Consider the following 20,952-nt stretch of genomic DNA (forward strand, 5'->3'; position numbering starts at 1 on the left):
ACGCGCACGCGGCGCCGCCCCCCGCGGATCAGGCCGTCGCCGTCCCGGGGCCGAACCGGGCCGCCTGCATGCGCCGGGCGGCGGCGGCCGCGTCCCCCACGGCGCTCCAGTCCCTGGGCCGGCACCCCTGGAAGACGCGCTGGACCGGCGTCCACCCGATCCACCGGGGAGCGTCCCAGCCCGGGGGTACGCCCAGGTCCTGGACGTCCAGGTAGTGGTCGATCCTCACGCGGTCCCAGGCGTGGATGACCCGGCCGTCGCCGAGGCTCAGGCCCACGTGGCCCCAGTTCCGCCGCCGGCCGAACAGCTCGCCGTTCGTGTCGTAGAAGGCGAAGGCCCCGATCGGAGGCGTACCGGTGTTGTCCTGCGCCGCGTACAGCTCGGCGGACTCGCGGGCGAAGTCGCCGCCGAAGACCTCCAGGTGGTTGGACCTCTCGTAGGCGTCCTCCACGAAGGCGAGGCACCGCGAGGCGTACGAGGTCTCCCCGAGGTGCCCCCTCGCCCAGGCGACGGCGTTCTCCACGCAGGTCTGCCAGTCGTGTTCCACGCAACTCCCTCGACGTTCGAACGGACGGCCTCGAAGAGTAGTCCCGAACGGGCGTGCGGCGGGAAGGGTTTTCCGCGGAGCGGGCGCCTGCGGCCGGTGTCGGGCTTCTCCAAGACACCACGGCCCACCCGTGATTACGGTTGCCCCATGACGAACTCCCTCAGTGATCTGCTCCGTACGGCGGCGGACCGCTCCCTGCCGGTCATACGCGCCGTCCCGGACGAGCACCTCACCGCCCCGACGCCGTGCAGCGAGTACGACGTGCGCGGACTCCTCGACCACCTGTTCCAGGTCGTGGTCAACTTCCAGTTGCTCGCGGCGAAGAAGGACGCCGACTTCTCCGCCGAGCCGGAGGACGTGACCCGGCGCGCGGACTGGCGTGACGCCTTCGCCGCCGAGACCTCCGCGCTCGTGGACGCGTGGGCGGCGCCCGGCGCCGAGGACGGCACGACGGGGGCGATGGACCTGCCGGCACCGGTGGTCGGACGCATGGTCCTCGCCGACCTCGTCGTGCACGCCTGGGACCTGGCGCGTGCCACCGGACAGGAGTACACGCCCGACCCGGTCGTGGTCGACGACGTGCTGACGGCGCTCCGGGACCTGGCGCCGACCGGGCGGAAGATGGGCGCTTTCGGCGAGGAGCACCCGCTGCCCGACGGCGGCGCCGGGGCGTCCGCCTGGGACCGGCTGCTCGCGCTGTCCGGACGCGACCCGCAGTGGACCCGCCCGGAATGAGGCCGCGGGACGGCCGCGGGTGACCGCTGAGGGCGGTCTCCCCGCCCGGCTGTGGGCGGTCTCCCCGCCCGGCTGAGGGCGGACTCCCCGCCCGTACGACGGCCACCCGCGCCGCCGCCGGTCCCCGCCGCCCGGGTGCGGCGGGGACCGGCGGCCCGTTCCTCCCGTACCGGGGTCAGGGCCGCAGCGGCGCCGGGCCGGCGGCCGGGGCGCCGCCCCCCGCCGGCGGCGAGTCGTGGACGGAGAGCGGGGTGGCGATGTCCTCCAGGGACTTGCGCTCGGCGGACACGGCGAAGAAGAGGGCGACCAGGCCGCCCACCACCATCACGGCGGCCCCGAGGCAGAAGGCGAGCACGGTGTCGGCGACCACACCGCTCTCGGTGAGGCTCGCGAAGATCAGCGGCCCGGAGATGCCGCCGGCCGCCGTACCGACGGCGTAGAAGAACGCGATGGCCATGGCGCGGGTCTCCATGGGGAAGATCTCGCTCACCGTCAGGTAGGCGGAACTGGCGCCCGCCGACGCGAAGAACAGGACCACGCACCAGCACGCCGTCAGCGTCGTCGCGGTGAGGTGGCCCTGGCCGAACAGCCACGCGGTGACGAACAGCAGGGCACCGGAGAGCAGGTACGTCCCGGCGATCATCGGGCGCCTGCCCCAGGTGTCGAAGAACCGCCCCAGCAGCAGCGGGCCGAGGAAGTTGCCCAGCGCGATCACCGCGAAGAAGTACCCCGTGGACTCGCTGGGGACGTCGTAGAAGGTCGCCAGGATGGCGCCGAAACCGAAGGTGATGGCGTTGTAGAGGAACGCCTGCCCGATGAAGAGGGCCAGGCCCAGCACGGCGCGGCGGGGATAGGTGCGCACCAGCGTCCGGGCGATCCGGCCGAAGCCGACGCTGTGCCGCTGCTTGATCGTGATCGAGCCCGCGGGCTCCGGCAGCGGCTTGCCGGTGTCCCGTTCCACCTGCTCCTCCACGTCGGCGACGATCCGCTCGGCGTCTTCGGCGCGGCCGTGGATGAACATCCAGCGCGGGCTTTCGGGGACGTGCCGCCGGACGAGCAGGACGCCCAGGCCGAGGACCACGCCGAGGCCGAACGACACCCGCCAGCCGACGTCCTTGGGCAGGATGTCGGTGTCCAGCAGGACGACGGAGAGCAGCGAGCCGCCCATGGCGCCGAGCCAGAAGCTGCCGTTGATGATGAGGTCCACCCGGCCCCGGTACGCGCTGGGGATCAGCTCGTCGATGGCGGAGTTGATGGCCGCGTACTCACCGCCGATGCCCATGCCGGTGAGGAAGCGGAAGAGGAAGAACCACCACGACGAGTACGACAGGGCCGTCAACGCTGTTGCGCCCAGGTAGACGGCCAGGGTGATCAGGAACAGCTTCTTGCGGCCGTAGCGGTCGGTGAGCCAGCCGAAGAGCAGGGCGCCGAAGCAGGCCCCCGCGACGTAGAGGGCCGCGGCGACGCCGGTCACCTGGGCGCTGCTGATGGCCAGCCCGCTCCCCTCCTCCGAGAGGCGGCCGGCCATGTTGCCCACGATGGTGACCTCGAGCCCGTCGAGGATCCACACGGTGCCCAGCCCGATCACGATCATCCAGTGCCACCGCGACCACGGCAGCCGGTCCAGACGGGCTGGCACCTGGGTTGTGACGGTCCCGTTCTGCGACTGGCCGTCTTGTGTCATGGGTCACCTCCGCGGAGTGAGAAGCCGCATCCGCGTACCCCTGGCCGCTCCCCGAAAACGGCCGGGACGACCGAAGGGGCGGTGGCCCGCGGAGGGCCGGGCCGCGCCCCGGATCGAACAGAGATTACTCATGCGTTCCGCACGCCTCATTGCTGACAGCTGTGACTGTTGGCCACCCCTCCCGAGGTGACAACGTCTTCCTCGTCGCCGAAACGAGGGAGTGGGTGTGATCAAGGGATACGCCACCTTCTGCGACGCGGACCGCCACTTCTACGACGCGCCCCACCGGCTGTCCGCCGCAGGCCAGGGATCCAGGGGAGCGCTGTACGAGGCGGCGCTGGCCCCCGTGCCGGAGGGCTGGCAGCAGCACCGTCGCGGTGACTGGCTGGCGCTGCGCCCCGTGGAACGGGAACTCCCCCCGCAGGGCTGGAAGATCCACGTGTCGGCGTGCCTGGACAACGCGGAAACGATTCTGTCCCGGGTGCGGGAGTACTGCCTCGCCCACCGCGTCGCCTTCAAGTTCGTCCCGAGTCGCTACCTGCTGCACAACCGCAACGCGAAGTACGCCGACCGCGCGGCGAGCGGCAAGTTCATCACCGTCTACCCCGTCGACGACGACCACTGCCACCGCGTCGCCCGGGACCTGGACGCCCTGCTCGCCGGTGAGGACGGCCCGTACATCCTCAGCGACCTGCGCTGGGGCGACGGCCCGGTCTACGTCCGGTACGGCAGCTTCACCCAGCGCCACTGCTACGACGAGGCGGGCGAACTCCGCCCCGCCGTCGAGGACCCCGACGGCCGGCTCGTACCGGACCTGCGCGGCCCGGTCTTCCAGACGCCGTCCTGGGTGACCGTGCCCGACTTCCTCCAGCCGCACCTGGCCGCCCGGCACGCCGTCACCGTCTCCGACATCCCGTACGCCATCGAACGCGCCCTGCACTTCTCCAACGGGGGCGGCGTGTACGTCGCCCGCGACACCCGTACCGGCGAGCGCGTCGTGCTCAAGGAGGCCCGGCCGCACGCCGGCCTGGCGGCGGACGGCGCCGACGCGGTGACCCGACTGCGCCGCGAACACGACGCCCTGGAACGCCTCTCCGGACTGGCCTGCACACCCGAGGTGCGCGACACCTTCGTCCTGGGCGACCACCACTTCCTGGCCATGGAGTACGTCGAGGGCAAGCCCCTCAACACGTTCTTCGCCCGCCGCCACCCCCTGATCGAAGCCGACCCGTCACCGGAGGCGCTCGCCGACTACACCCAATGGGCGCTGAGGATCCACCGGCTGGTCGAGGAGGCCGTCGAGGCGGTCCACGCGCGGGGAGTGGTCTTCAACGACCTCCACCTGTTCAACATCATGGTCTCCGAGGACGAGTCGTCCGTCGTCCTGCTCGACTTCGAGGCCGCCGCGCACATCGACGAGGGCCGCCGCCAGACCGTCGCCAACCCGGCCTTCGTCGCCCCCGCCGACCGGCGCGGCTTCGACGTCGACCGCTACGCCCTGGCCTGCCTGCGCCTCGCCCTGTTCCTGCCGCTCACCAGCCTCCTCCCGCTCGACCCCGCCAAGGCCCGGCACCTCGCCGACATCGCCGCCGCCCACTTCCCGGTACCGCGCGACTTCCTCGACGAGGCCGTCGCCGAGATCCTCAAGGGGAGCCCCGGGAACGGCGCCCCGGACGGCCCCTACCTGCCGGTCGAGCCCGGGGACTGGCCCCGCAGCCGCGACTCCCTGGTGCGCGCCATCACCGCGTCGGCCACGCCCGACCGGGACGACCGGTTCTTCCCCGGCGACATCGCCCAGTTCGCCACGGCGGGCGGCGGCCTGACCCTGGGGTACGGCACGGCCGGCGTCCTGTACGCCCTGGCCGCGACGGGGGCGCCGGTCCACGCGGAAGCCGAGGAGTGGCTCCTCGAACACACCAAGGAACCCCCCTCCGGAAGCCCCGCCGGGCTGTACGACGGCCTGTCCGGCATCGCCTGGACCCTCGACCGCCTCGGTCACCGGGCCCGCGCCCTCGAACTGGCCGAATTCACCCTGGCCCGCCCGTGGGAGGGCATCGCCCCCGACCTGCACAGCGGCCTGGCCGGCCTCGGGCTGGCCCTCGACGCCCTCGGCATGCCGGACGCCGCCCTGCGCTGCGCCGACCTCGTCTCCGCCGCGCTGCCCGGTATCTCCCGCGCCGGGCTGTTGTACGGCGCCTCCGGACCGGCCCTGCTCTTCCTGCGCCTCTACGAACGCACCGGCGACACCGCGCTGCTGGACCTCGCGGCCGACGCCCTCCGCCGGGACCTGGACCGCTGCGTCCGCGGCGCCGGCGGCACCCTCCAGGTGGACGAGGGCTGGCGGACGATGCCCTACCTGGGCGCGGGCAGCGTCGGCATCGGCATGGTGCTCGACGACTACGCGGCCCACCGCGCCGACGAACGCTTCGAACAGGCGCGCGGCGAGATCGTCCGGGCGGCCCAGGCCACCTTCTACGCCCAGCCCGGCCTGTTCCGGGGCGCGGCGGGCATGGTGCTCCACCTGAGCCGCACCACGGTGCCGGGACCCGGCACCCGCGAACCCGACGTACGCCGCCAGATCGACGCCCTCGCCCGGCACGCCGTGCCGTACCAGGGGCACCTGGCCTTCCCCGGTGAGCAGATGATGCGGCTGTCCATGGATCTCGCCACGGGCACCGCCGGCTGTCTGCTGGCCCTCGGCAGCGCCGCGACCGGCGGTCGCGCGCACCTGCCGTTCCTCCCGCCGCTCCGGCGGCCCCAGAGCCGGTCCCGGTCAGGGACCGTGAAAGAGCACATCGTCCCCATGAAGGAAAGGAACTGATCATGACGCTTCTCGACCTGCAGTCGATGGAGACCCCGAAGGAAGAGGCCACGGGCGACGTCGCCACCGGCAGCCGGGCCAGCCTGCTGCTCTGCGGTGACAGCAGCCTGAGCGTCACCACCTGCAACTGACGCGGCTCCGGCCCCGGGCGGCTTCTCCCGCCCGGGGCCGGACCCCGTCCCGCTCTTCCCTCCCGGCGTGGCCTCCCGGCGCGGCCCTCCCGAGCCCGCCGGCCGGTGCCGTCCACCCGCCGGTGCCGTCCACCCGCCGGTACCGTCCGCCGCCGTCCCCGCCGATCGAGCCGCCCGGCCCGTCGACGCCGCCCGCTGCCGGGACCCGGACAGCCGCACCGCGCGGACCCGAACCGGCGAAAGGCCCCCGGGGCCCGCCCCGGGAGCAGCGTAGGAAGGACCCGCCCAGCATGCCGGCCACGCGCACGGCGACCTCCGACCCGGCGCACAACGCCGACCGGGCACTCCTCGCGGCCACCCGGCACAGCGCGGGGCACGCCGCCGCGATCCTGGTCTGCTCCCTCGCCTCGGCCGCCGCCGCCCTCGCCGAGCCCGCCGTCCTCGGCCACACCCTGGACCTGCTGCTCGCCCGCGACGCCCGCGCGCCGCGCTGGGCCGCCCTCTGCGCGGCGCTCATCACGGCCGACCTGCTCCTCGACGCGGCCGTCGCCCAACTCACCGGCGTCACCAACGCCCGGACGACCGCCTGGCTCCGCACCCGCGCCCTGGACCGGCTGCTGCGCGCGGCGCCGCACCACGCCGCCCGCTTCGCCCCCGGCGACCTGGCGACCCGGCTCACCGCCAACGCCGCGGAGGCCGGCACCGTGCCCGCCACCGCCGCGGCCACCGCCGCGTCGGTCCTCCCGCCCCTGGGCGCGCTGGCCGCCCTGTTCCTCATCGACTGGCGGACCGCCGCCGCCTTCCTCGCCGGTGTGCCGCTCCTGTGGATGCTGCTGCGGGCCTTCGCCGCGCACTCCTCCGACAGCGTCGCGCGCTACCAGGCCGCGCAGGCCCGGATCGCCGACCGCCTCGTCGAGGCCCTCACCGGGGCGGGAACCGTCGCCGCCGCCGGAACCGCCGCCCGGGAGCGCCGCCGGGTGCTCGCCCCGCTGCCCGAACTCGCCGAGGAGGGGCGGCGGATGTGGCGGGTGTACGGCTCCGCCGTCGCCCGCGGCGGTGTGCTGCTGCCGATGCTGGTCTGCCTCGTGCTCGCGGTCGGCGGCCTGCGCCTCGCCTCCGGGGCCATCGGCGTCGGCGACCTGCTGGCGGTGTCCCGGTACGCGGCGCTCGCGGCGGGCGTGGGCGCGGTCGCGGGACTGCTGGGGGCGCTGGTCCGCGGCCGCGGCGCCGCGCGCCGCGCGGCGGAGCCGCTGACCCTGCCGCCGCTGGCTCACGGGAACGGCGGCCTCCCCCCGGACGGCCCCGGCACGCTGGAACTGCGCGGCGTCACCGTCGTGCGGGACGGGACGCCCGTGCTGCGGGACGTCGACGTGGTGCTCCCGGGCGGCGCCCGGGTGGCCGTGGTGGGCCGTTCGGGGGCGGGCAAGTCGGTGTTCGCGGCCGTCGCGGGGCGCCTCACCGACCCCGACGAGGGCGAGGTGCTGCTGGACGGCGTACGCCTGGACGCCGTCGACGAGCGGACGCTGCGCGGGGAGGTCGGCTACGCCTTCGCCCGGCCCGCCCTGTTCGGCGCGACGGTCGCGCAGGCCCTCGCCTTCGGCCCGTACGCGCCGCCCGGCCCGGCGCTGCGGGCGGCGGCGCGGGCGGCCGGCGCCGACGGCTTCGTCCGGCGGCTGCCCGGCGGCTACGACACCCCGGTCGCGCGGGCGCCGCTGTCCGGGGGCGAACTGCAACGCCTCGGTCTCGCCCGGGCGTTCGCCCACGCCGGGCGGCTGCTCATCCTGGACGACGCCACGTCGAGCCTGGACACCGTCACGGAACGGGAGGTCGAGCGGGCGCTGGCCCGGGAGGTCCGGCCCGGCACCCGGCTCGTCGTCGCGCACCGGCTTTCCTCGGCGGCCCGCGCCGACCTGGTCGTGTGGCTGGACGGGGGCCGCGTACGGGCGGTGGGCCCGCACCCGGAGCTGTGGGAGGACCCGGCGTACCGCGCGGTGTTCGCCGCCGCGGCGGACGGGACCGCGCGGGACGGCGGGGGCACCCGGTGAGCGGCCACCGGACACCGCACCGCGTCCTGCCCCAGGCCCGGCGCTTCCTGCGCGCCAGGAAGCGGACCCTCCTCGCCCTCGCGGGCTGGTCCCTGCTGGAGTCCGCGCACACCTTCCTCACCGGCTACGGCGTGGCCCGCGCCCTGGACGACGGCTTCCTCGCCGGCCGCACCGGCACCGGCCTGCTGTGGCTGGCCGTCGCCGCGCTCGCGGCGCCGCTCGGCGGCGTCGCCGTGCGCGGCGTGTTCGGCGGGCTCGCCGGTCTGGTGGAGCCGCTGCGGGACGGGCTGGTCCGCCGGGCCGTGTCCCAGGCCCTGGCCTCGGCGGTGTCGAGTCCGGCCCGGCCGGACGCGGCCGCCGCCGACAGCGCGGCGGTCTCCCGCCTCGTCCACCAGACGGAGATGGCCCGGGACAGCTTCGCCGGGCTGGTCCTCACCACCCGCTCCTTCCTCTTCACCGCGTTCGGCGCGCTCCTCGGCATGGCGACGCTCGCCCCCGCGCTGCTGCTCGTCGTCCTCCCCCCGCTGCTCCTCGGGCTCGTGCTGTTCCTCGCCACGCTCGCCCCGATGGCCGCGGTCCAACGCGCCTTCCTGGACACGGACGAGGCGCTGTCGGGCCGGGTGGGCGAGGTCGGTGCGGGGTTCCGGGACGTGGTGGCGTGCGGCGGCGTGCGCCGGGTCGCCGAGGACGTGGGGCGGCTCGTCACCGCCGAGGAGCGCCTGGCGCGCCGGCTCGCCCGCTGGGCGGGCGTCCGCACCCTCGCCCTCGGCGCGGCGGGGCGGCTGCCGGTCGTCGCCCTGGTGGCCGCGACGCCGTGGCTGCTGGACCGGGGGGTGACCGCCGGGGCCCTGCTGGGCGCGCTCACCTACCTCGTCCAGTCGCTCCTGCCCGCCCTGCACGCGCTGATGAGCGCGCTGGGCGCCGCGGGGACGCGGCTGCTCGTCGTACTGGACCGGTTCGGCACCGCCACGCCGCCGCTGCCGGGCGACGGCCCCGTGCCGGACCGCACCCCCGAGGGCCCAGGGGCCGCGCCGCCGCCCGCGTCCCGCGGGACCGGCGCCGGGGCGGTCCCGGTGCGGGCCGCCCGCCCGCGGCCGGCCGCCGTCGAACTGCGGGGCGTCACCTTCGCCTACGGGCCCCGGGCCCGGCCGGTGGTCGACGGCCTGGACCTCGTGGTCGAGCCGGGGGAGCACCTCGCGGTGGTGGGGCCCAGCGGGATCGGGAAGTCCACCCTCCTCGCCCTCCTCGCCGGGCTGCTCGTCCCGGCGGGCGGAACCGCCCTGGTGGCCGGAGCCCCCGCCCGCCCCGCCGGACCTCCGGGACCGCCGGGGCCGGACCCGCGCCGCGCCCTGCTGCCCCAGCGGGCGCACGTCTTCAGCGGCACGGTCCGCGAGAACCTCTGCTACCTGCGGCCCGACGCCACGGACGCCGAGGTCGAGGAGGCCGTCGAGGCCCTGCGGCTGGGCCCGCTGGTGCAGAGGCTCGGCGGCCCGGACGCCCCGGTGGACCCCCGGGGCGTCTCCCAGGGGGAGCGGCAGCACCTGGCGCTGGGCCGCGCCCACCTCTCGCCCGCCCCGCTGCTCCTCCTGGACGAGGCGACCTGCCACCTCGACCCGGAGACGGAGGAACACGCGGAGCGCGCGCTCGCGGCCCGCCCCGGCACGCTCATCGTCGTCGCCCACCGGCTGTCGTCGGCCCTGCGGGCGGACCGCGTCCTGGTGCTGGACGGCACGCGCGCGGCCTGCGCCCCGCACGAGGCGCTCCTGGGCGCGTCGGCTCTCTACCGCGACCTCGTGGGCGTCTCCCCGCCCTGAGCCCGCCGGGGCCGCGCGCACGAGGACCTCGACGCCGACCGGGACGCCGCCGCCCCGAGCCCGCCGGGGCGGCGCGCCTACACCCACCCCGCGCGCTGCGATATCCGTATCGCGTCGATCCGGTTGCGGGCGCCGACCTTGCGGGTGGCCGACGCCATGTAGTTCCGCACGGTCCCGTTCGACAGGTGCAGGCCCCGGGCGATCTCGGCGATCGACTCACCCTCGGCCGCCCGGGCCAGCACGCTGAGCTCACGAGCCGTCAGTGGTACGCGGGACGCCTCCAGAAAGCCGAAGGCGAGCGATTCGTCGACGAATCGCTCGCCTTTCGCCACCTGGCGGATGGCCCGCACGAGCCGGCATGGGGAGCCGTCCTTGTCGACGTACCCCAGCGCCCGCGCCTCGAAGGCCTTGCGCAGTGCCCCCGGTCTCTCGGCGGTGGCGAGCACCACGAGGCGCGTGCGCGCGCCCGTGCCCGTCACCGGGCCCTCCCACCCGCCCTCCAGGAGGGTGGCGGCGCCCGGACAGTCGAGGTCGACCACGCAGACGTCCGGGCGTAAGCCCTCCTCCTGCCGCCATGCCGTGCGCCAGCACGCGGCGAAGACGTCGAACGACCCCTCCGCCTTGAGCAGGGCCATGAGCGCGGAGCGCAACAGGCCGACGCTGTGCAGGATCAAGACCCTGGTCATGTGAAATCCCCTCCGGTGATCGCCGGCCCTCGCCGGCCGCACGCGTGCCGCGCACGCGCATGCCATCCCCGCGACTGCCCCGCCGAAAGGCGCGGGAACATCGCTGAGGGATGTACGGAGGCACACGGCGGAGCTCACCCGGCGCACTCCCGCTCTCGTGTGCGCGGGCGTGCGCCCCCTGTCCGCCCCCCACCGGTACCGGCCGGCGGCACCGCGGCGCGGAGGGCCCCGCCGGCCCCCTCACGGTCCCGCGGCGTCCCGATGCCCGACGGTCCGCCCCGCGTCCGGGTGCCCGAGCCGTCGACGAGCCCGCCGCAGCCGCCGGGGGTCCCGCCGGCGGCCTCCCCGGCCGGTCGCGGTGGCCCGGACGCGGCGGGCCGCCCCGTCCGGGGGAGCGCTCCGGCCCGGCTCAGGCGGACTCCGCGTCCCTCAGCGCGGGCTCCCGCAGCCCGACGGGCCGGACGCCCTCCAGCGAGGCGCGGAAACCGTGGAGGCCCTCCAGCAGCGACGCGCGGGCCGACGGCTGCATGGCGGCGACGGCCGCGGTGAGCACCTCCTCGCGGCGGGTCCGCAGACCGTTGAGGTAGGCCCTCGCCGGCTTCGTCAGACGCAGCTCCAGCTCCCGGCGGCTGACCGAGCTCGGGAACCGCTCGACGAAGCCCAGGGCCTCGAGCCGGTCGCACAGGCGGCTCACCGACGAGGGGGCCGAGCCGAGCAGCTCGCTGAGCGTGCGGAGGTTGATCCCGTCCTCCCGCTCCAGCGCGTACAGCACCCTCAGCTGGGTCGCCGAGACGGGGGCGGGGGAGACCATCTCGCGGCCGTGCTCCCAGAGGATCTCCAGCAGTTCGATGACCTCGCCCGCCGCCCGGGCGGCGGCACTGCCGGAACCGTGCGCGGATGATGGGGGATTCGCGTTCATCAGTGCACTCCCGATCACACGTAGTCGGCTCAAGGCGCCGGCCCCGCACCGCAATGCTCAGGAGGGGAACGCACTGCGCGCGGCGCACCATCGACCACGGGGCGCTTGCCCGCGGTGCCACCATATCTTTCCGCCATTTGACCTCCCAAGGACGCGGCCCCCCGCCCCGGCGCGGCGCCGCGCCCGCATCTCCGCCCCGTCCCCGGCGCCGCGCTCCGCGCCCGCGTCTCCCGCCCCGTCGGGCGGTCCCCGCGCGCGCTCGGGACGCCGGAACGCGGTCGGGTTCCCCGGGCGCCCACCGGGCGGACCGTCCGGTTCCCGGAGCGGGCGTTGGGCACGATAGGCTGGCGACATTTGCCGTATGACAAAGGTTCGCGGGGGCATCCTGTCGGGCCGAGGCGAGCGCTAACGAGGATGGTCATGGCTGAGACGGTCGAGAACCCCCGCCCTGTGCCGCGGTCGCGTACGCGTCAGGCCGGCGCGGTCGGCGAACCGGAGCTGCGGAGATTGCTGGCCGGTCTGACGGCGGTACGGGACGGCGACTTCGGAACGCGCCTGCCGGAGGGCGCGGACGGCCTCCTCGGTGAGATCGCCACCGTCTTCAACGGCATGGTCGACCAGCTCGCGCTGTTCACCTCCGAGGTGACCCGGGTCGCCCGCGAGGTGGGCACGGAGGGGACACTGGGCGGCCAGGCGGTGGTGCCGGGGGTGTCCGGCACCTGGGCGGACCTGACCGACTCCGTCAACGCCATGGCGGGCAACCTCACGACCCAGGTGCGGGACATCGCGCAGGTGGCGACGGCGGTGGCCAAGGGCGACCTGTCGAAGAAGATCGACGTCGACGCGCGGGGCGAGATCCTCGAACTCAAGACGACCATCAACACGATGGTCGACCAGCTCTCCTCCTTCGCCGCCGAGGTGACGCGCGTCGCCCGTGAGGTGGGCACCGAGGGCCGGCTGGGCGGGCAGGCCGACGTCAAGGGCGTCTCCGGCACCTGGCGCGACCTGACCGACTCGGTGAACTTCATGGCGGGCAACCTCACCGCCCAGGTCCGGTCGATCGCGCAGGTGGCGACGGCGGTGGCCAAGGGCGACCTGTCGCAGAAGATCGACGTCGACGCCCGGGGCGAGATCCTCGCCCTGAAGAACACCATCAACACGATGGTCGACCAGCTCTCCGCGTTCGCGGACGAGGTGACGCGCGTCGCCCGTGAGGTGGGTACCGAGGGTCGGCTGGGCGGGCAGGCCGACGTCAAGGGCGTCTCCGGCACCTGGAAGGACCTCACCGAGTCCGTCAACGTCATGGCGGACAACCTCACCGCCCAGGTCCGGTCCATCGCCGAGGTCACCACCGCCGTGGCGCGGGGCGACCTGTCGCAGAAGATCCGGGTGGACGCGCGCGGCGAGATCCTCGCCCTGAAGGAGACCATCAACACGATGGTCGACCAGCTCTCCGCGTTCGCGGACGAGGTGACGCGCGTCGCCCGCGAGGTCGGCACCGAGGGCAACCTCGGCGGCCAGGCGACCGTCCGGGGCGTGTCGGGCACCTGGAAGGACCTCACCGACAACGTCAACGTGATGGCGTCCAACCTCACGGGACAGGTGCGGTCGATCGCGCAGGTGGCGACGGCGGTGGCCAAGGGCGACCTGTCGCAGAAGATCACGGTCGAGGCCAAGGGCGAGGTCGCCGCGCTGGCGGGGGTCATCAACACGATGGTCGACACCCTCTCCGCGTTCGCGGACGAGGTGACGCGCGTCGCCCGCGAGGTCGGCACCGAGGGCATGCTCGGCGGCCAGGCGCGGGTGCCGAACGTCGCCGGCACCTGGAAGGACCTCACCGACAACGTCAACTCGATGGCGAACAACCTGACCGGCCAGGTCCGCAACATCGCCCTCGTCACGACCGCCGTCGCCAACGGCGACCTGTCGAAGAAGATCGACGTCGACGCGCGCGGCGAGATCCTCGAACTCAAGACGACCATCAACACGATGGTCGACCAGCTCTCCTCCTTCGCCGCCGAGGTGACCCGCGTCGCCCGCGAGGTCGGCAGCGAGGGCCGGCTCGGCGGCCAGGCCGAGGTGGAGGGCGTCTCCGGCACCTGGAAGCGCCTGACGGAGAACGTCAACGAGCTGGCGGGCAACCTCACCCGGCAGGTCCGCGCCATCGCCGAGGTCGCCAGCGCCGTCGCCGAGGGCGATCTGACGCGCTCCATCACCGTCGAGGCGTCCGGCGAGGTGGCCCAGCTCAAGGACAACATCAACGCGATGGTGGAGTCCCTGCGCGAGACGACGCGCACCAACCAGGAGCAGGACTGGCTCAAGACGAGCCTCGCCCACATCTCGGGCCTGATGCAGGGGCACCGGGACCTCGCCACCGTGGCCGGGCTGGTCATGGAGGAGCTGACACCGCTCGTGTCGGCCCAGTACGGCGCCTTCTACCTGGCGGACGACACGGCCGAGGGCACGGAGCTGCGGCTCGTCGGCTCGTACGGCCGTCCGGTGGGCGAGAAGCTCCCCGACCGCTTCCGCCTGGGCGAGGCCCTGGTGGGCCAGGCCGCCCGGAGCCGGCGCACCATCGTCGCCGAGGGCGTCCCCGGCCAGTACATCAGCATCACCTGCGGCCTGGGGGAGATGGCGCCGGGCAGCGTGATCGTCCTGCCGATCATGGTGGAGGACCAGGTCCTCGGCGTCATCGAGATGGCGTCGTTCACCCCCTTCACCGCGGTCCACCGCGACTTCCTCGAGCAGCTGATGGAGATGCTCGGCGTCAACGTCAACACGATCGTCGCCAACGCGCGCACCGACGAGCTCCTGGAGGAGTCCCAGCGGCTGGCGTCGGAGCTCCAGGCGCGCTCCGAGGAGCTCCAGGTCCAGCAGGAGGAGCTGCAGCGCTCCAACGCGGAGCTGGAGGAGAAGGCGGCGCTCCTCGCCGACCGCAACCGCGACATCGAACGCAAGAACCTGGAGATCGAGCAGGCCCGTCAGGAACTGGAGGCGCGGGCCCAGCAGCTGTCCCTCGCGTCGAAGTACAAGTCCGAGTTCCTGGCCAACATGAGCCACGAACTGCGCACCCCGCTCAACAGCCTCCTCATCCTCGCCCAGCTCCTCGCCCAGAACCCCACGCGCAACCTGACGCCGAAGCAGGTCGAGTACGCGGGCATCATCCACTCGGCCGGCTCCGACCTGCTCCAGTTGATCAACGACATCCTGGACCTGTCCAAGGTCGAGGCGGGGAAAATGGACATCAACCCCGAACGGGTCCCGCTGCGCAGGCTCCTCGACTACGTCGAGGCGACGTTCCGGCCCATGACCACGCAGAAGGGCCTCGACTTCGCCATCACCACCGCGCCCGGGGTCCCCACCGACCTGCTGACCGACGACTCGCGGCTGCGCCAGATCCTGCGCAACCTGCTGTCCAACGCGGTGAAGTTCACCGAGCACGGCAGCGTCGAACTGCTCATCGAGCCGGCCTCCGACGGCGAGGTCCCCGTCTCCGTCTCCCGGGGACACGGCCCCGTGGCCGCCTTCCGGGTCAAGGACACCGGCATCGGCATCCCGGAGGAGCAGCTGGAGAGCATCTTCGGCGCCTTCCAGCAGGCCGACGGCACCACCAGCCGCAAGTACGGCGGAACCGGCCTCGGCCTGTCCATCAGCCGGGAGATCGCGCACCTCCTCGGCGGTGCCGTCACCGCGGAGAGCGTGCCGGGCCAGGGCAGCACCTTCACCCTGTACCTGCCGGTGGCGCGTACGGACTTCCCCACCGACCCCGACGCAGCTCCCCGCCGCGCCGAACTGGAGGAGGCCGAGCGGTCCGAGCAGCCGCCGGGCGGGGCCCGGCGCGTCCTCGCCTCCCCGCCGCCGCGCCCGACGCGCCGGCTGCTGGTGATCGAGGAGCGGCCGCACGGCCTGCTGTCCCTCGTCGCCGAGAGCGCCGTCGCCGAGGTCAGCGGCGGGAACGCACGACCCGGTGACGGCGTGGACATCGAGGTCATGGCCGCCGTCGGCGCTCAGGAGGCCGCCACGGCCCTCGCCGCCGAGCCGTTCCACTGCGTCGTGCTGGAGCTGGACATGGCCGACGGCGAGGCCCTGCGGTTCCTGGACGCCATGGACGGCGACGCGGCGCTGCGCACCGTGCCGGTCCTCGCCCACACCAACCGCCGCCACGACAGCGCCCAGGAGCTGACCCTGCGGCGGCGGGCGGGCAGCCGCCCGCTGGAGCTCCTGTCCAGCCTCGACGAACTCCGCGAGCGCATCGCCCTGCACCTGTCCGCGGAGCAGCCGGGCGACGTGGTGGTGCCCCTGGTCCGGACGGAGGAGCCGGCCCACCAGGCACCCCTCCAGGAGGTCGACGGCGCGCTGGGGGGCCGCACGGTCCTCGTCGTGGACGACGACGCCCGCAACCTCTACGCGTTGAGCGGCATCCTCGAACTCCACGGCCTGCGGGTGCTGCACGCGGAGAACGGCCGCAAGAGCATCGAGACGCTGCGCGAGCACCCCGAGATCGACCTCGTCCTGATGGACGTGATGATGCCGGAGATGGACGGGTACGCGGCGACCGCCGAGATCCGCCGCATGCCGGAGTACGTGGACCTGCCCGTCATCGCGGTCACCGCGAAGGCGATGCCGGGGGACCGGGAGAAGAGCATCATGGCGGGCGCCAGCGACTACGTCACCAAGCCGGTCGACGCCCACGACCTCATCGCCCGCGTGCGCCACTGGATGCACGCCCGGACCGGCGGGGCGGAGTCGGTGCGATGACCACCTCCGACACGAGGAGCGGCGCCGGCGCGCCGGACGCGGCGGACCCCTCCAGCGCGGTGGCGAACCGCGCCGGGAGCGAGGCCGCGAAGCACCTGGTGCCGTCCGCCAGGACCCTGTCCCCGGAGAGCCGCACGGAACAGGACACCACGGTGGGCCGGCTGGCCGCGACCGTGGAGCGCCTGCGGGAGGAGGTGCGCGCCGCCCAGGCGGCCGCCGACGGCCGGGCGCTGATCGAGCTCGCGAAGGGCGTGCTGATCGAGCGGCTGCGGTGCGGGCCGGCGCAGGCGGCCCGGCAGCTCTCCGAGCTCGCCGAACAGGCCGGCGTGGCGCCGCTGGAACTGGCGGCCGACATCGTCAACCAGGCCGCCCGGGACCACGTGGCCGAGGTCGTCGACGCCTTCGTCCGGCGCACCGGCGGCGAGGCGGTCCCGCAGGACGACGCCGACGTGTCCGTCGCCGTGCGGCTGCGCACGGCGGAGAGCGCCGCGCTGGCCGCCGGGGACACGCAACGGATGGTCGAGTCCCTGCTGGAGCACGCGCTGGTGCCGCTCGGCGCGACGGGCGCCGCCGTCTGGACGGCCGGCCCGGACGGCTCCCTCACCCTCTCCGGCCACGCCGGGTTCAGCCTGGAGGAGGCGGGTCGCTGGTGGTACGTGCCCCCGGGCGTGGCGACCGTGGCCCGGCAGGCGCTCGACGGCCGGGAGACGGTGTGGATCACCTCCCTGGCCGACTCGGGCGTCCCCTCCATCGGCCGTGCCGAGTACCCGCAGGGCGGTCGCGTGGCCATGCCCGCCGGTACGGGCGGCCGGATCCACGGCGTACTGGAGATCTGCTGGCCCGCCCCGCTCGGACCGCAGCCGCAGCCCGTCGTACGGCAGTTGGAGGCGCTCGCCGAGCTGTGCGCGCACACGCTGGAGACCCTCCCGGCCTCGTCGGCGTACCCCTCCGCGGTCTCGCGGGAGCTCGCCGACGTGTCGGAGCTGGTGGACCTGTCCGACGGGCTGTACGACCCGGCGCTGGTCCTCACCCCGCACCTGGACGCGGAGGGGCGGCTCGTCGACTTCCGCATCCGCCACATCAACCACCACTTCCAGGACCCGGCCGGCCGCCCGCGCAGCGCGGTGACCGGCGCGCTGCTGCTGGAGGCCTACCCCATGGCCGCCGGGGAGAGCGACCTGTTCGGCAAGGTGGAGCGCGTCTACGCCACCGGTGAGCCGTTCCGGGCGCGGCGGACGACGCTGACCGCGCTCGTCGACCAGGTCCCCCTCGCGGTGTTCGCGGACATCAGCGTCAGCCGGCACGGTGGCGGGATCCTCCTCATCTGGCGCATCGAGGACGAGACCGCGCGCCTCGCCCGCCTGCTGCAGCACGCCCAGCGCCTGGGCCGCGTCGGCGGGTTCGAGGAGGACCTGACGACCGGTGAGATCACCTGGAACGGCCAGCTGTTCTCGCTGTACGGCCGGCCGCAGGCCGAGGGGCCCGTGTCGCTCCAGGAGCTGGCCTCCTACGCGCACCCGGACGACGGGGTGGCGATCGGCCGGTTCCTGCGGGCGGTCCTGCACAACGGCCGGCCCGACACCGTGGCGTTCCGGCTGCGGCGCCCCGACGGCGTCACCCGGCACATCCGGGTCATCGCCGAGCCCGTCCTCGACACCGACGACCGCCTGATCGCGGTCCGCGGCGCGTACCAGGACATCTCGTCGCAGCACTGGACCGAGGTGGCGCTCGCCGCGACGCGCGACCAGCTCGCCCAGACCGAGCAGGAGGCGGCCGAGCGCAACCGGCTGGCGCTGCAGCTCCAGCACGCCATCATGCCCCCCACCCGCTCCCCGCTCGACGTGCCGGGCCTCGACGTCGCCGTGCGGTACCGGCCCGCCGAATCGGAGTCGCTGGTCGGCGGCGACTGGTACGACACGGTCGTCCTGCCGTCGAAGCACATCCTGCTCTGCGTCGGCGACGTCGCGGGCCACGGCATCGAGGCGGCCACGGGCATGGTGGTGCTGCGCAACGCGCTGCGCGGGCTCGCGGTCACCGGGGCCGGTCCCGCCCAGCTGCTGTCCTGGCTCAACATGGTGGCCCACCACCTCACGGAGCAGGTCACGGCCACCGCGGTGTGCGGCGTGTACGACCCGGCGACGCGGGTGCTGCGCTGGGCGCGGGCCGGGCACCTCCCGCCCGTCCTGGTGCGCGCGGAGGCGGCCGAGCCGTTGCCGATGCCCCAGGGCCTGCTCCTGGGGGCGCTCTCGGAAGCCGAGTACGAGGAGTGCGAGGTCACCCTCGAACCGGGCGACTCCCTGCTCATGTACACCGACGGCCTCGTCGAGAGGCGCGACACCGCCGTGCAGGACTCGCTCACCCAGCTGCTGACCACGGCGAGGGGCTCGGCGCCGTCGCTGGGGCACCGTCTGGACCGGCTGCTGACGCACAGCCGCTCCGACACGGACGACGACACGTGTCTGATCGGCATCCACATCGAGTGAGGGAGAGCCGGTCCCGCGGCGGGCCGGGGGACCGGTGTTCCGAGCGGGCCGGGGGCCCGGAGCGCCCCCGGCCGGTCCGCGGGGCCCGGCGGACGGCGCCGGGCCCGTCCGCGGTCCCCGTCCCACTCGGAACGCCGGGCGGGAGACAGGGGAACGAGCCGGTAGGCACGGGGCCGGCCACGACGATTGCCGCTCGGCAACTGTTTCCGCCTGGCTAAACTCTGGGCGGGCCCGGTGCCGCACGGCCTTCCCCGCGGCACCGGTGACGCCGTCGTGTGCCGGTGCCCGGCCCCCTGCCGACGGCGGAACGGCCTTTCCGTTCGGGAACGCACGAGAAGACGGACGACGTGGAAAAGATCGCTGCCCTGGAGCGGGACCTGCGCCGCGCCGCGCCGCACACCCTGCTCGAGGTCGTGAGGGCCGCCCTCGCGGAGCAGTACGGGGCCCGGGACGTGAACCTGTGGCTGGTGGACTACGGCATGCGGTCGCTGCAGGCCGTCGGGAGCCCTCCGTGGACGACGGAGCCGGTGCCCGTCCACGGCAGCCCCCAGGGCCGGGCGTTCGGCGCGCAGGAACCGCACGTCGTGGGCGGCGGGGCGGCGGGGCCCGTGGAGGTCCACCTGCCCGTCACGATCCGCGGCGACCGCCTGGGCGTCCTGTCCCTGGAGCTCCCCGGGCGCGGTGACGTGCGCGCCGTCCTGCCGGAGTTGCAGCGGGTCTGCGACGCCCTGGGCCACGAGATCCTCGTCGCCGAACGCGACACCGACCTGTACGTCCTGGCACGGCGGGCCACCCGGCTCACCCTCGCCGCGGAGATGCAGTGGCAGCTCCTGCCGGGTCGTTCGTGCACCCGCCCCGAGTTCTCGCTCGGCGCGCAACTGGAGCCCGCGTACGCCGTCTTCGGGGACAACTACGACTGGTCCGTCTCCGCCGAGCACCTGACCCTGACGGTCACCAACGGCATGGGGGAGGGGACCGACGCCGCCCTGCTGACCAACCTCGCCGTGAACGCGCTGCGCAACGCCCGGCGCGCCGGACTCGACCTCGTCGGGCAGGCGGTCCTGGCCGACCAGGCGGTCTACGCCCAGTACCGGGGCCGCGCGCACGTGTCGGTGCTGCTCCTGCGTTTCGCCCTGGCCACCGGTGAGGTGGAGGCGGTGGACGCGGGCTCGCCCCGGCTGTGGCGCCTGCGCGGCGGCACGGTCGAGGCGCACCCCTTCGAGGCGCAGCTGCCGCTCGGCATGTTCGAGGACACGGTGTACACACCGGAGCGCTTCACCGTCCTCCCCGGCGACCGGCTGCTGTTCGCCGGCGACGGGGTGTACGACGCCCTCTCGGACGCGGGGGAGCGGTACGGGGACCGGGCCCTGCCGCGCGCCGTCGCCGCCACGCGCCTCCTGCCCCCGGCCCAGGTCCCGGGCGCCGTGCTGCGCGACCTCTCGGAGCACCGCGGCGAGCCGCCGCTGGACGACGACGCCCTCGTGGTGTGCCTCGACTGGTACGGGCGGCCGGGGGCCGGGAACACCGCCGGCTGACCGCGCGGACCGCGGAAGGGGAGGCCGCGCCCGACCGGGCCCCGGCCGCCCGGTGGGCCCGCCCGGCCCCGGGCCACCGGGTGTCGCTTGTCATACGGCCCCTGCATTGGGGTGATGTGCCAGAACTTTTTCCCGGTGCGGCGGGTTACACGGTGTGCCGAATCGCGCAGAAGATGCGCGGGACCGCCCGGGAGCACGGCCGGGCCTTGGTTCGGCATTTCAGAGGGAAACTCCCAGCCTCTGGAGCCGCGGTGCCAGTCTGCTGTTTCCGATCCTTCTCACGGACAGGCTGGCGCCGCTTCTTCGTCCGTGCCGCCGCCTTTTCCTCCCGGCGCGCCGGCGAACACGCCGCTCTTGCGGCGGCGTGATTCCCTTCGTTTGCCGCCGTTCGGTTCCCGCCTGTTCGCGAGCACGTCGGCGATTCGGTCCGGCGCTCGCCGTACGCGGAAGGGAAATGCGGCGTCCCGGCCCCCTGCGGCTCTCCTGGCACGTGGGACGTGTCTTCCGCGGCGAACGATTTCCTCGGCCGTTCGGTGTTGCCGTGCCGAGTGGAACAGCGAAACCGAGCGAACGGGCCGGAACCGACACCACTCGGTTGGAGCAATACTCCCGAAGGTCGGGCTTCGTTTATTGATCGGTGATGCCGGAATGTGGCAATAATGCTCTGCCGGATCAGTGCTGTGACGGCAGGCATGACCACGGTGCGGCATTGTGGGCGGACTCGGCTGAATGCTCAGTCGTGCAGGTTCTCCTACTCCACCGGCGAAACAAAATGAAAAACCTCTCACATCAGA

The 20,952-nt window shown here is 74.3% G+C and carries 12 protein-coding genes; 8 read left to right on the top strand and 4 right to left on the bottom strand.

All coding sequences use genetic code 11. From position 1 onward, the window contains the following. Positions 1–28: 28 nt before the first annotated feature. Positions 29–547: an NlpC/P60 family protein gene (locus AC07D6_RS04975; RefSeq protein WP_479042034.1), complete on the bottom strand. Its 519-nt coding sequence runs from the start codon at positions 545–547 to the stop codon at positions 29–31. Between the two features lie 147 nt (positions 548–694). Here AC07D6_RS04975 and AC07D6_RS04980 point away from each other — a divergent pair, with 147 nt between their 5' ends. Beyond that, positions 695–1,282 (top strand): TIGR03086 family metal-binding protein, encoded by a 588-nt coding sequence (locus AC07D6_RS04980; RefSeq protein ID WP_479042036.1) that lies wholly within the window; start codon positions 695–697, stop codon positions 1,280–1,282. Positions 1,283–1,457: 175 nt separating this feature from the next. Here AC07D6_RS04980 and AC07D6_RS04985 read toward each other — a convergent pair whose 3' ends face one another. After that, positions 1,458–2,966, bottom strand: a complete 1,509-nt coding sequence (locus AC07D6_RS04985) for an MFS transporter (RefSeq protein WP_479042038.1) — start codon at positions 2,964–2,966, stop codon at positions 1,458–1,460. A gap of 226 nt (positions 2,967–3,192) precedes the next feature. Between AC07D6_RS04985 and lanKC the strand changes: the two genes are divergently transcribed. The 4 genes from lanKC (at position 3,193) to AC07D6_RS05005 (ending at position 9,777) form a co-directional block, all read left to right on the top strand. Continuing rightward, positions 3,193–5,787, top strand: coding sequence for a class III lanthionine synthetase LanKC (lanKC, locus tag AC07D6_RS04990; protein WP_479042040.1), 2,595 nt, complete (start codon positions 3,193–3,195; stop codon positions 5,785–5,787). A 2-nt stretch (positions 5,788–5,789) separates the two neighbouring features. Then, positions 5,790–5,918 carry a mycelium formation morphogenetic lantipeptide SapB gene (ramS, locus tag AC07D6_RS04995; protein WP_058940762.1) on the top strand — a complete coding sequence of 43 codons (129 nt, stop codon included), beginning with the start codon at positions 5,790–5,792 and terminating at the stop codon, positions 5,916–5,918. A 290-nt stretch (positions 5,919–6,208) separates the two neighbouring features. Further along, positions 6,209–7,963, top strand: a complete 1,755-nt coding sequence (locus AC07D6_RS05000) for an ABC transporter ATP-binding protein (RefSeq protein WP_479042042.1) — start codon at positions 6,209–6,211, stop codon at positions 7,961–7,963. Next, positions 7,960–9,777, top strand: a complete 1,818-nt coding sequence (locus AC07D6_RS05005; RefSeq protein WP_479042044.1) for an ATP-binding cassette domain-containing protein — start codon at positions 7,960–7,962, stop codon at positions 9,775–9,777. Before AC07D6_RS05000 ends, AC07D6_RS05005 begins: the two co-directional genes overlap by 4 nt. A 77-nt stretch (positions 9,778–9,854) precedes the next feature. On the opposite strand, the gene AC07D6_RS05010 is transcribed toward AC07D6_RS05005, so the two are convergent. Together AC07D6_RS05010 and AC07D6_RS05015 are read right to left on the bottom strand one after the other, a co-directional pair. Continuing rightward, positions 9,855–10,463 (bottom strand): response regulator transcription factor, encoded by a 609-nt coding sequence (locus tag AC07D6_RS05010; protein WP_479042046.1) that lies wholly within the window; start codon positions 10,461–10,463, stop codon positions 9,855–9,857. Positions 10,464–10,872: 409 nt separating this feature from the next. After that, positions 10,873–11,382 (bottom strand): MarR family winged helix-turn-helix transcriptional regulator, encoded by a 510-nt coding sequence (locus tag AC07D6_RS05015; protein WP_479042048.1) that lies wholly within the window; start codon positions 11,380–11,382, stop codon positions 10,873–10,875. A gap of 420 nt (positions 11,383–11,802) precedes the next feature. On the opposite strand from AC07D6_RS05015, the gene AC07D6_RS05020 reads away from it, so the two are divergent. The 3 genes from AC07D6_RS05020 to AC07D6_RS05030 all read left to right on the top strand — a co-directional run bounded on the left by AC07D6_RS05020 (position 11,803) and on the right by AC07D6_RS05030 (position 20,158). Then, positions 11,803–16,140: a HAMP domain-containing protein gene (locus AC07D6_RS05020; RefSeq protein WP_479042050.1), complete on the top strand. Its 4,338-nt coding sequence runs from the start codon at positions 11,803–11,805 to the stop codon at positions 16,138–16,140. Then, positions 16,137–18,623, top strand: a complete 2,487-nt coding sequence (locus AC07D6_RS05025) for a SpoIIE family protein phosphatase (RefSeq protein ID WP_479042052.1) — start codon at positions 16,137–16,139, stop codon at positions 18,621–18,623. The genes AC07D6_RS05020 and AC07D6_RS05025 overlap by 4 nt, the downstream gene beginning before the upstream one ends. A gap of 347 nt (positions 18,624–18,970) precedes the next feature. Further along, a complete protein-coding gene (locus tag AC07D6_RS05030; RefSeq protein WP_479042054.1) occupies positions 18,971–20,158 on the top strand; it encodes a PP2C family protein-serine/threonine phosphatase in 1,188 nt (395 codons plus the stop codon). Positions 20,159–20,952 lie beyond the last annotated feature (794 nt).

It is taken from the genome of Streptomyces sp. NPDC045287, from assembly GCF_056432325.1.